Here is a 12,633-nt window from a genome sequence, read left to right on the forward strand (position 1 = left end):
AGCCAAGGCGATATCACCCGCAAGGAGCAAAGCATGGCGAAAAAAATCGTCGGCTTCATCAAGCTGCAAGTGCCAGCTGGTAAGGCCAACCCGTCCCCGCCGATCGGTCCCGCACTGGGTCAGCGCGGTCTGAACATCATGGAGTTCTGCAAGGCGTTCAACGCGCAAACCCAAGGCGTCGAGCCGGGTCTGCCGCTGCCGGTGGTCATCACCGCGTTCGCTGACAAGAGCTTCACCTTCATCATCAAGACGCCTCCGGCGATCACCTTGATCAAGAAGGCCATCAAGCTGGACAAGGGCTCGGCCCGTCCGCACACCGACAAGGTCGGCAAGATCACGCGCGCTCAGCTCGAAGAAATCGCCAAGGCCAAGATGAAGGACCTGACTGCCGCCGACCTCGACGCAGCAGTTCGCACCATCGCCGGCTCGGCCCGCTCGATGGGCGTGAATGTGGAGGGCGTGTAAATGTCCAAGATCACCAAAAAGCAAAAGTCGCTGCAAGGCAAGGTCGACAGCAACAAGCTGTACCCCCTGGCTGACGCCATCGTCATCGTCAAGGATGCCGCCACCGCCAAGTTCGACGAATCGATCGACGTGGCCGTGCAACTGGGCATCGACGCGAAGAAGTCGGACCAGGTGGTTCGCGGTGCTGTCGTGCTGCCGAACGGCACCGGCAAGACCAAGCGCGTCGCCGTGTTCGCCCAAGGCGCCAAGGCTGAAGAAGCCAAGGCCGCTGGCGCCGATATCGTCGGCATGGACGACCTGGCTGCGATGGTCAAGGCGGGCGACATGCCTTTCGACGTCGTGATCGCTGCCCCCGATGCCATGCGCGTCGTCGGTACGCTCGGTCAGATCCTCGGCCCGCGCGGCCTGATGCCCAACCCCAAGGTTGGTACCGTGACGCCTGACGTCGCCACCGCTGTCAAGAACGCCAAGGCTGGCCAGGTCCAGTTCCGCGTCGACAAGGCCGGCATCATCCACGGCACGATCGGCCGTCGCTCGTTCGACAACGACAAGCTGCAAGGCAACCTCGCTGCGCTGATCGACGCTCTGGTCAAGGCCAAGCCGGCGACCAGCAAGGGCGTGTACCTGCGCAAGGTGGCTGTGTCGTCGACGATGGGTCTGGGTGTCCGCGTGGACACGCAAACCATCTCGGCGAGCTAAAGAGATTTGCCCGATCCCGCAAGGAGAGGGCAGATGTGGTGGGTCGCGGCAGCTTCGGTTGCCGCGAGCCATCCAAGACCGCTGGTGTGCAGGGCGCTGCACTTAATGGCCGGATCGATCCTTCCGGTATCCAGCGCAGATGGCGATCCCGCTGCAAGGAATTTGATTTTTGTTCCGAAACAGTTGGTCGCTGCATGAAGCGCGATCCGAGGCCCCGGCCGAAGGTCGCATTAAAAGGAGTAGACCTTGAGTCTGAATCGCAGTGAGAAAGAAGCGGTCATCAGTGATGTGACCAGCCTCGCCGCTAAAGCTCAAACGCTCGTGATGGCGGAATACCGTGGCATCACGGTGGCCGATATGACCAAACTGCGCAGCGAAGCTCGCAGCAAGGGTGTGACCCTGAGTGTTCTGAAGAACACCCTGGCACGCCGTGCTGTCGCTGGTAGCGCATTTGAAGTCGTCGGCGACCAGATGACCGGTCCGCTGATCTACGGCTTTTCCGAAGACGCAGTGGCCGCCGCCAAGGTGGTGGCCGACTTCGCGAAGACCAACGACAAGTTGGTGATTCGCGGTGGCGCGTTTGGCGGCAAGGCCCTGGACGTCAACGGCGTGAAGCAACTGGCCAACATCCCTTCCAAGGAAGTGCTGCTGGCGCAATTGCTGGGCTTGATGCAATCCCCGATCTCTCGTACCGCCCGCGTGCTCGCGGCGCTGGCCGAGAAGCGCGGTGGTGGCGAAGCTGCACCCGTCGCCGATGCACCGGCAGAAGCGCAGGCCGCTTGAGCCTCGCGTTTGAAATATTCAACCCAATTGTTAGGAAACAAAAATGGCATTCGATAAAGACGCATTTCTGACCGCGCTCGACGCAATGACGGTCCTGGAACTCAACGACCTGGTCAAGGCCATCGAAGAGAAGTTCGGCGTGAGCGCCGCAGCCATGTCGGCACCCGCTGCCGGCGGTGGCGCTGTTGCTGCAGCCGCTGAAGAGCAAACCGAGTTCAACGTCATGCTGATGGATGCTGGCGCGAACAAGGTGTCGGCGATCAAGGCCGTGCGCGAAATCACCGGCCTGGGCCTCAAGGAAGCCAAGGACCTGGTGGAAGCCGCTCCCAAGGCTGTCAAGGAAGGCCTGTCGAAGGCTGACGCTGAAGCCGCCAAGAAGAAGCTGGAAGATGCCGGCGCCAAGGTGGAACTGAAGTAATTCAGACCCCCTAGAGGGCTGGAGGTGCCTGAAAAGGCCCTCCAGCCTTTGCCGCTTTCAGAGCGCACCCAAAAGCCGGCTTGGCGCCGGTTCTTTCAGAGGCCGAAAGGTCGATGGAATAGCAAAAGCCAAGACGATTTTTGAGTGTCTTCTGAACCCGACTGCAGAAGACCCCTTGGTTCGGGCGATGTGCAATGCATCGCCGTCCGCCAACGGCTGGTAGTGGCCAGCCGCCAAGCAGTGGTGCCGTTCGCCCGGCACTGCTGACAAGTCGCTGAAGATCTCAAGCACCGGAGCTCTCATGGCCCAATCGTCCGCGTACAGTTACACCGAACGCAAGCGCATCCGAAAAAGTTTCGGTAACCGCGACAGCGTCGTCGAAATCCCCTACCTGCTGCAGATGCAGAAAGACGCGTACACCGCGTTCCTGCAAGCCGGCATCGCCCCCAAGCACCGCACCGTCGAAGGCCTGCAGGCCGCGTTCGACGCTGCCTTCCCGATCGTCTCGCACAACGGTTTTGTCGAGATGAAGTTCCTCGAGTACAACCTGGCGAAGCCGGCGTTCGACGTGCGTGAGTGCCAGACCCGTGGTCTGACCTTCGCCTCGGCCGTGCGCGCCAAGGTGCAGCTCATCATCTATGACCGCGAGTCGTCGACCTCGCAGTCGAAGGTGGTCAAGGAAGTGAAGGAACAAGAGGTCTACATGGGCGAAGTGCCGCTCATGACCGACAAGGGTTCGTTCATCATCAACGGCACCGAGCGCGTGATCGTCTCGCAGCTGCACCGTTCGCCCGGCGTGTTCTTCGAACACGACAAGGGCAAGACGCACAGCTCGGGCAAGCTGCTGTTCTCGGCCCGCGTGATTCCCTACCGCGGTTCGTGGCTCGACTTCGAATTCGACCCGAAGGACATGCTGTACTTCCGCGTGGACCGTCGCCGCAAGATGCCGGTCACGATCCTGCTGAAGGCCATCGGCCTGAACCCGGAATCGATCCTCGCGAACTTCTTCGTGAACGACAACTTCCGCCTGATGGACAGCGGCGCGCAGATGGAGTTCGTCTCCGAGCGCCTGCGCGGCGAAGTCGCGCGCTTCGACATCACCGACAAGTCGGGCAAGGTCGTGGTCGCCAAGGACAAGCGCGTCACGGCGCGCCACACGCGTGAACTCGAGCAGGGCGGCACCACGCACATCAGCGTGCCGGAAGACTTCCTGGTCGGCCGCGTCATCGCCCGCAACATCGTCGACGCCGACTCCGGCGAAATCCTGGCCAAGGCCAACGACGAGCTGACCGAAGCGCTGCTCAAGAAGCTGCGCACGGCCGGCGTGCAGGACATCCAGGTCATCTACACGAACGAACTGGACCAGGGCGCGTACATCTCGCAGACGCTGCGCATCGACGAAACGGTGGACGAGTTCGCCGCGCGCGTGGCCATCTACCGCATGATGCGCCCCGGCGAGCCGCCGACGGAAGACGCGGTGCAGGCCCTGTTCCAGCGCCTGTTCTACAACCCGGACACGTACGACCTGTCGCGCGTGGGCCGCATGAAGTTCAACGCCAAGGTCGGCCGCGACGAATCGACCGGCCCGATGGTGCTGACCAACGAAGACATCCTGGCCGTGGTCAAGATCCTCGTGGACCTGCGCAACGGCAACGGCGAAGTCGACGACATCGACCACCTGGGCAACCGCCGCGTGCGTTGCGTCGGCGAACTGGCCGAAAACCAGTACCGCACCGGCCTGGCACGTATCGAGAAGGCCGTGAAGGAGCGTCTGGGTCAGGCCGAGCAAGAGCCGCTGATGCCGCACGACCTGATCAACAGCAAGCCGATCTCGGCCGCGCTGAAGGAATTCTTCGGTGCGTCGCAGCTGTCGCAGTTCATGGACCAGACGAACCCGCTGTCCGAAATCACCCACAAGCGCCGCGTGTCGGCCCTTGGCCCGGGTGGTCTGACGCGTGAACGTGCAGGCTTCGAAGTGCGCGACGTGCACGTGACCCACTACGGCCGCGTGTGCCCGATCGAAACGCCTGAAGGCCCGAACATCGGTCTGATCAACTCGCTGGCCCTGTACGCCCGCTTGAACGAGTACGGCTTCATCGAGACGCCGTACCGCCGCGTGGTCGACAGCAAGGTCACGATGGACATCGACTACCTGTCGGCCATCGAAGAAGGCAAGTACGTCATCGCCCAGGCCAACGCGGTCCTGGACAAGGACGGCAAGCTGACCGGCGACCTGGTCTCGGCGCGTGAAGCCGGCGAATCGATCCTGGTCGGTGCCGAGCGCATCCAGTACATGGACGTGTCGCCCGCGCAGATCGTGTCGGTGGCTGCCTCGCTCGTGCCGTTCCTGGAGCACGACGATGCGAACCGCGCGTTGATGGGCGCCAACATGCAGCGTCAGGCCGTGCCTGTGCTGCGTCCTGAAAAGCCGATGGTCGGTACCGGCATCGAGCGCGTCTCCGCGGTCGACTCGGGCACCGTGGTCACGGCCACCCGTGGCGGTATCGTCGACTACGTCGATGCGACCCGTGTCGTGGTGCGCGTGAACGACGCCGAAGCGGCAGCCGGTGAAGTCGGCGTGGACATCTACAACCTGATCAAGTATCAGCGTTCGAACCAGAACACCAACATCCACCAGCGTCCGATCGTCAAGCGCGGCGACAAGATCGCCAAGGGCGACGTGGTGGCCGACGGCGCATCGACCGACCTCGGTGAACTGGCCCTCGGCCAGAACATGCTGATCGCGTTCATGCCCTGGAACGGCTACAACTTCGAAGACTCGATCCTGATCTCGGAACGCGTCGTCGCCGAAGACCGCTACACCTCGATCCACATCGAGGAACTGGTGGTGATGGCCCGCGACACGAAGCTGGGCGCCGAAGAAATCACGCGCGACATCCCGAACCTGGCCGAGCAGCAGCTCAACCGCCTCGACGAATCCGGCATCATTTATGTCGGCGCCGAAGTGCAGCCGGGCGACACGCTGGTGGGCAAGGTCACGCCGAAGGGCGAGACCACGCTGACGCCGGAAGAGAAGCTGCTTCGCGCCATCTTCGGCGAGAAGGCTTCCGACGTGAAGGACACCTCGCTGCGCGTGGACCAGGGCTCGCAAGGCACCGTGATCGACGTGCAGGTGTTCACCCGCGAAGGCATCCAGCGCGACAAGCGCGCCCAGCAGATCATCGACGATGAACTCAAGCGCTTCCGCCTTGATTTGAACGACCAGCTGCGCATCGTCGAAGCCGACGCGTTCGACCGTATCGAGAAGCTCTTGACCGGCAAGGTCGCCAACGGCGGCCCGAACAAGCTGGCCAAGGGCACCAAGCTCGACAAGGCCTACCTGTCGTCGGTCGAGAAGTTCCACTGGTTCGACATCCGCCCGGCGGAAGACGACGTGGCCTCGCAGCTCGAGTCGATCAAGAACTCGCTGGAGCAGACGCGCCACAGCTTCGACCTCGCATTCGAAGAAAAGCGCAAGAAGCTCACGCAGGGCGACGAGCTGCCCGCGGGCGTGCTCAAGATGGTCAAGGTCTACCTGGCCGTCAAGCGCCGCCTGCAACCCGGCGACAAGATGGCCGGCCGTCACGGCAACAAGGGTGTGGTGTCCAAGATCGTTCCGGTCGAAGACATGCCCCACATGGCCGACGGCACGCCGTGCGACATCTGCCTGAACCCGCTGGGCGTGCCTTCGCGGATGAACGTGGGCCAGGTGCTCGAAGTGCATCTGGGCTGGGCCGGCAAGGGCATCGGCCAGCGCATCGGTGACCTGCTGCAGCAAGAGGCCAAGGTGGCCGAGCTGCGCAAGTTCCTGGAACAGCTGTACAACGGCTCGGGCCGCAAGGAAGAGCTCGACCAGCTGAGCGACACCGAGCTGCTCGCCATGGCGGCGAACCTGCAAAGCGGCGCGACGTTTGCCACGCCGGTGTTCGACGGCGCCTCGGAAGAAGAAATCCGCGGCATGCTCAAGCTCGCCTACCCGGACGACATCGCCAAGCTCAAGGGCCTGACCGAGACGCGCACGCAGGCCTACCTGTACGACGGCCGCACCGGCGACCAGTTCGAGCGTCCCGTCACCGTCGGCTACATGCACTTCTTGAAGCTGCACCACCTGGTGGACGACAAGATGCACGCCCGTTCGACCGGCCCGTACTCGCTCGTCACGCAGCAACCGCTGGGCGGCAAGGCGCAGTTCGGCGGCCAGCGTTTCGGTGAAATGGAAGTGTGGGCGCTGGAAGCTTACGGCGCCGCCTACGTCCTGCAGGAAATGCTGACCGTGAAGTCCGACGACGTGCAAGGCCGTACCAAGGTGTACGAAAGCATCGTCAAGGGCGAGCACTCGATCGAAGCCGGCATGCCGGAATCGTTCAACGTGCTGGTCAAGGAAATTCGTTCGCTGGGTCTCGACATCGAGCTCGAGCGTTCCTAAGTTGAAAAGGGAAAGAGTCTTATGAAATCGCTACTCGACCTGTTCAAGCAATTCACGCCCGATGAGCATTTCGATGCCATCAAGATCGGCATGGCTTCGCCCGAGAAGATCCGTTCGTGGTCTTTCGGCGAGGTGAAGAAGCCTGAGACGATCAACTACCGCACGTTCAAGCCCGAGCGCGACGGTCTGTTCTGCGCCAAGATCTTCGGCCCCATCAAGGACTACGAGTGCCTGTGCGGCAAGTACAAGCGCCTGAAGCACCGCGGCGTGATCTGCGAGAAGTGCGGCGTTGAAGTCACGCAGACCAAGGTGCGTCGCGAGCGCATGGGTCACATCGACCTGGCCGCGCCCTGCGCTCACATCTGGTTCCTGAAGTCGCTGCCGTCGCGCCTGGGCCTCGTGCTCGACATGACGCTGCGCGACATCGAACGCGTGCTGTACTTCGAAGCGTACGTGATCACCGACCCCGGCATGACCCCGCTGAAGAAGTTCGGCATCATGTCCGAGGACGACTACGACGCCAAGCGCAAGGAATACGGTGACGAGTTCATCGCGAAGATGGGCGCCGAAGGCATCAAGGACCTGCTCGAAGGCATCGAACTCGACAGCGAGATCGAACGCCTGCGCGGCGACCTGACCGGCTCCGAAGTCAAGGTCAAGAAGAACTCCAAGCGCCTGAAGGTGCTCGAGGCCTTCCGCAAGTCGGGCATCAAGCCCCAGTGGATGGTGCTCGAAGTGCTGCCCGTGCTGCCGCCGGACCTGCGTCCGCTGGTGCCGCTGGACGGCGGCCGCTTCGCGACCTCCGACCTGAACGACCTGTATCGCCGCGTCATCAACCGCAATTCGCGTCTGCGCCGCCTGCTGGAGCTGAAGGCTCCGGAAATCATCGCGCGCAACGAAAAGCGGATGCTGCAGGAAGCGGTCGACTCGCTGCTGGACAACGGCCGCCGTGGCAAGGCCATGACGGGCGCCAACAAGCGCGCGCTGAAGTCGCTGGCCGACATGATCAAGGGCAAGAGCGGTCGTTTCCGCCAGAACCTGCTGGGCAAGCGCGTCGACTACTCGGGCCGTTCGGTCATCGTGGTGGGCCCGACGCTCAAGCTGCACCAGTGCGGCCTGCCCAAGCTGATGGCGCTCGAGCTGTTCAAGCCCTTCATCTTCTCGCGCCTCGAAGCCATGGGCATCGCGACGACGATCAAGGCTGCCAAGAAGGAAGTCGAATCGGGCACGCCGGTGGTCTGGGACATTCTGGAAGAAGTGATCAAGGAACACCCGGTCATGCTGAACCGTGCGCCTACGCTGCACCGTTTGGGCATCCAGGCGTTCGAACCGATCCTGATCGAAGGCAAGGCCATCCAGCTGCACCCGCTCGTTTGCGCGGCCTTCAACGCCGACTTCGACGGCGACCAGATGGCTGTCCACGTGCCGCTGTCGGTGGAAGCGCAGATGGAAGCCCGCACGCTGATGCTGGCCTCCAACAACGTGCTGTTCCCGGCCTCGGGCGAACCGTCGATCGTTCCTTCGCAGGACGTGGTGCTGGGTCTGTACTACACGACCCGCGACCGCATCAACGGCAAGGGCGAGGGCCTGATCTTCTCCGACATCGGTGAAGTGCAGCGCGCGCTGGACGCCAACGAAGTCGAGCTCACCGCCAAAGTCGCGGTGCGTATCACGGAGTACACCAAGGACAAGGAAACCGGCGTGTTCACGCCGTCGACCTCGCTCGTGGACACCACCGTGGGCCGTGCCCTGCTGTCCGAGATCCTGCCGAAGGGCCTGCCGTTCTCGAACATCAACAAGGCGCTGAAGAAGAAGGAAATCTCCAAGCTCATCAACGTCTCGTTCCGCAAGTGCGGCCTGAAAGAGACCGTCGTGTTCGCCGACAAGCTGCTGCAAAACGGCTTCCGTCTGGCGACCAAGGCCGGCATCTCGATCGCCATCGACGACATGCTGGTGCCCGCTGAGAAGCACGGCATCATCGAGCGCTCGGCCAAGGAAGTGAAGGAGATCGAGCAGCAGTACGTCTCCGGTCTCGTGACCTCCGGCGAGCGCTACAACAAGGTGGTGGACATCTGGGGCAAGGCCGGCGACGAAGTGTCGAAGGTCATGATGGCCAAGCTGTCCAAGCAGAAGGTCATCGACCGCCACGGCAAGGAAGTCGAGCAGGAGTCCTTCAACTCCATCTACATGATGGCCGACTCCGGCGCCCGCGGTTCCGCAGCGCAGATTCGCCAGGTGGCCGGTATGCGGGGCCTGATGGCCAAGCCGGACGGCTCGATCATCGAGACGCCCATTACCGCGAACTTCCGCGAAGGCCTGAACGTGTTGGAGTACTTCATCTCCACCCACGGTGCCCGTAAGGGTCTGGCCGACACGGCGCTGAAGACGGCGAACTCGGGTTACCTGACCCGTCGTCTGGTCGACGTGACGCAAGACCTGGTCGTGACCGAGCAGGACTGCGGCACGCACGGCGGTTACCTGATGCGCGCCATCGTCGAAGGCGGTGAAGTGATCGAGTCGCTGCGCGACCGAATCCTCGGCCGCTCGGCGGCGGACGACGTGCTGCACCCGGAAAACCGTTCGGTGCTGCTCAAGGCCGGCGAGATGTTCGACGAAGACAACATCGAAGCACTGGAAGCCCAGGGCGTCGACGAAGTCAAGGTCCGCACCGCGCTGACCTGCGAAACGCGTTTCGGCATCTGCGCGACCTGCTACGGCCGCGACCTGGGCCGTGGCGGCCTGATCAACATCGGCGAAGCCGTCGGTGTGATTGCTGCCCAGTCCATCGGCGAACCCGGCACGCAGCTGACGATGCGTACCTTCCACATCGGTGGTGCCGCTTCGCGCGCTGCCATCGCCTCGAGCGTGGAAGCCAAGTCGAACGGCTCGATCGGCTTCAACGCCACGATGCGCTACGTGACCAACAGCAAGGGCGAGCTGGTCGTGATTTCGCGTTCGGGCGAGATCGTCATCCATGACGAGCACGGCCGTGAGCGCGAGCGTCACAAGGTGCCGTACGGCGCCACGCTGACGGTCAAGGCCGACCAGCAGATCAAGGCCGGCCACGTGCTCGCCAACTGGGACCCGCTGACCCGCCCGATCATTACCGAGTTCGCCGGCAAGGCGCAGTTCGAGAACGTCGAGGAAGGCCTGACGGTCGCCAAGCAGGTGGACGAAGTGACCGGTCTGTCGACCCTGGTCGTGATCGACCCGAAGCGCCGCGGCGCTGCCAAGGTCGTGCGTCCGCAGGTCAAGCTGATCGACGCCCAAGGCCTGGAAGTGAAGATCCCCGGCACCGACCACTCGGTGACGATCGGCTTCCCGATCGGCGCCCTGGTGCAGATCCGCGACGGTCAGGACGTGGGCCCCGGCGAAGTGCTGGCACGCATCCCGGTCGAAGGTCAGAAGACCCGAGACATCACCGGCGGTCTGCCGCGCGTGGCCGAGCTGTTCGAAGCCCGTTCGCCGAAGGACAAGGGCATGCTGGCCGAAATGACCGGTACCGTGTCGTTCGGTAAAGAGACCAAGGGCAAGATCCGCCTGCAGATCACCGATCCCGAAGGCGGCGTCTACGAAGACCTCGTGCCGAAGGAAAAGAACATCCTGGTGCACGAAGGCCAGGTGGTGAACAAGGGCGAAAGCGTGGTCGACGGTCCGGCGGACCCGCAGGACATCCTGCGCCTGCTGGGTTCGGAAGAACTCGCGCGCTACATCGTGGACGAAGTGCAGGACGTGTACCGTTTGCAGGGTGTGAAGATCAACGACAAGCACATCGAGGTGATCGTTCGCCAGATGCTGCGCCGCGTCGTGGTCGACAACATCGGCGACACGAGCTACATCTCCGGCGAACAGGTCGAACGCAGCGAAATGCTCAACACCAACGACGCCCTGCGCGCCGAAGGCAAGATCCCCGCGACGTTCACCAACCTGCTGCTGGGTATCACGAAGGCGTCGCTGTCGACCGACTCGTTCATCTCGGCCGCTTCGTTCCAGGAAACGACGCGCGTGCTGACCGAAGCCGCGATCATGGGCAAGCGCGACGAGCTGCGCGGTCTGAAGGAAAACGTCATCGTCGGTCGCCTGATTCCCGCAGGCACCGGTATGGCGTACCACCAGGCCCGCAAGGTCAAGGACGCCATGGACGAGGCCGAGCGCCGCGCCATCGCCGAGTCGGAAGCTGCCGAACTGGCCGGCTCCGGCGACAGCGATGCAGCGACCAGCACGGTCGACGCCAACGAAGGCGCCGCGACCGAATAACTGGTTAGCATCACCGGCATGACCGGTTGCCCACGCCCTCCGACCGCTCCGGTCGGGGGGCGTTTTTCTTTGTGTTCGCAGGGTTCCGACCGATGACCAAGAGGTTCTGTTTCCGATGAGCGTCCTGCCCGATTCGCTGGCCGGCTGGCTCGTTGTCGCGCTGCTGCTGTTCTGGTTCGTGGGCGCCTACAACCGGCTGGTGCGTTTGCGCGCGGCCGTGCTCCAGGCCTACGCCGTGCTCGATGTGGCGCTGCGCAAGCAGCTCGATTTCGTCCAGGCCAGCATCACCGCCGCGCCCCGGCCCGAGTCGCCGCCCGAAGGCGCGCCCACCGTGGCGCCGCTGCAGGCCGCCACGACGCAGCTCGCGACCCTGCTCGGCGCGACGCGGGTGCGCCCGCTCGATCCGGGCAGCATGGCGGCGCTGGCCACCGCGCTGCAGGTGCTCATTGCGGCATGGCGGCGCCAGTATCCGGGCGCGGTCACGGTGTTCGACGCGGACGGCACGCTGTCGCGGCCTGCGCCGCTGATGCCCGGCCTGGGCGGCGCGTCCGATCCGGCCGCGCCCATTGCCTGGCCCGAGCCCTCGGCGGCGGCGGAAATCGCACGCGGCCAGTTCAACCAGGCCGTGGCGCAGTACAACGCGGGCATCGCCCAGTTCCCGGCGCTGCTGGTGGCCTGGATTGTGCGACTGCGGCCCGCGGCCCCGCTGCTTTGACCTGACCCGACCCGACGACAGGCGGGCAGCGCCTTCGTTTCCATTCCCACCGCGCGGCGTGCTGTCTTTCTCGCCCGTTACCATCGGCCCCAACTTGCCAGCAGATCTTTCCTCCGACCCCTCTTCGGGCAGCGCCTCCTCGGCGCCGCAACAACCGCCGCTCTGGCGCCAACTGCAACTGACCGCAGGGGCGCTGGCGTCGATTCGCGCCGGCACCTCGGGCACCGTCGCGTTCGAGGCCGTCGAGCCCGCGCTGCGCCCCGGCGTGCAGGCGCTCGGCTTCCAGGTGCTGCGCTGGCTCGGCCGCGCCGAAGCGCTGCGCCGCCACCTGGCCAAGCGCACGCCGCCGCCGCTGCCCGACGCCTTGCTGTGCACCGCGCTCGCGCTGGCCTGGCACAGCGACCACGCCCCTTACGAGCCCTTCACGCTGGTCGACCAGGCCGTGGAAGCCGCCAAGCGCAACCCGGCGACGCGGGCACAGGCCAGCTTCATCAACGCCTGCCTGCGCCGCTTCCTGCGCGAGCGCGACGAGCTCGTGGCCGCCACCGACACCGAACCGGTCGCGCAGTGGAACCACCCGCGCTGGTGGATCGAACGCCTCAAGCGCGACCATCCGCGCGACTGGCAGCGCGTGCTGTCGGCCGACAACGCCCAGGCGCCGATGACCTTGCGCGTCAACGCGCTGCAATCGACGCCGGCCGCGTACCTGTTGGAACTGGAAGCGGTGGGCCTCGCGGCCACGCGCGTCGGCGCCGACGGCCTGCAGCTGGCCCGGGCCCGCCCGGTGCAGCAGCTGCCCGGTTTCGCCGACGGCGCCTGCTCGGTGCAGGACGCCGCCGCACAGCTCGCGGCGCCCTTGCTGCTCGACGG

At 64.2% G+C, this 12,633-nt stretch carries 8 protein-coding genes; all 8 read left to right on the forward strand.

What is annotated here, in order from left to right; translation table 11 throughout:
* Nucleotides 1-33 precede the first annotated feature (33 nt).
* Nucleotides 34-465, forward strand: coding sequence for a 50S ribosomal protein L11 (gene rplK / locus VBO01S_RS21960; protein ID WP_056584627.1), 432 nt, complete (start codon nt 34-36; stop codon nt 463-465).
* A complete protein-coding gene (gene rplA, locus VBO01S_RS21965; RefSeq protein WP_062479319.1) occupies nt 466-1,164 on the forward strand; it encodes a 50S ribosomal protein L1 in 699 nt (232 codons plus the stop codon).
* Between the two features lie 246 nt (nt 1,165-1,410).
* Nucleotides 1,411-1,947, forward strand: a complete 537-nt coding sequence (gene rplJ, locus VBO01S_RS21970) for a 50S ribosomal protein L10 (protein WP_062479322.1) — start codon at nt 1,411-1,413, stop codon at nt 1,945-1,947.
* 43 nt (nt 1,948-1,990) lie between these two features.
* On the forward strand, nt 1,991-2,365 hold the full coding sequence (rplL, locus tag VBO01S_RS21975; RefSeq protein ID WP_062479325.1) for a 50S ribosomal protein L7/L12: 375 nt from the start codon (nt 1,991-1,993) through the stop codon (nt 2,363-2,365).
* A gap of 301 nt (nt 2,366-2,666) precedes the next feature.
* Nucleotides 2,667-6,791 carry a DNA-directed RNA polymerase subunit beta gene (gene rpoB / locus VBO01S_RS21980; protein ID WP_062479328.1) on the forward strand — a complete coding sequence of 1,375 codons (4,125 nt, stop codon included), beginning with the start codon at nt 2,667-2,669 and terminating at the stop codon, nt 6,789-6,791.
* Nucleotides 6,792-6,812: 21 nt separating this feature from the next.
* Nucleotides 6,813-11,048, forward strand: a complete 4,236-nt coding sequence (gene rpoC, locus VBO01S_RS21985; protein WP_062479330.1) for a DNA-directed RNA polymerase subunit beta' — start codon at nt 6,813-6,815, stop codon at nt 11,046-11,048.
* Between the two features lie 115 nt (nt 11,049-11,163).
* On the forward strand, nt 11,164-11,763 hold the full coding sequence (locus tag VBO01S_RS21990) for a LemA family protein (RefSeq protein ID WP_062479333.1): 600 nt from the start codon (nt 11,164-11,166) through the stop codon (nt 11,761-11,763).
* A gap of 94 nt (nt 11,764-11,857) precedes the next feature.
* On the forward strand, nt 11,858-12,633 hold a 776-nt coding region (locus VBO01S_RS21995), incomplete at its 3' end, for a transcription antitermination factor NusB (RefSeq protein ID WP_370681562.1).

Origin of the sequence: Variovorax boronicumulans NBRC 103145 (assembly GCF_001591345.1) — a bacterium.
Taxonomy (GTDB): domain Bacteria; phylum Pseudomonadota; class Gammaproteobacteria; order Burkholderiales; family Burkholderiaceae_C; genus Variovorax; species Variovorax boronicumulans.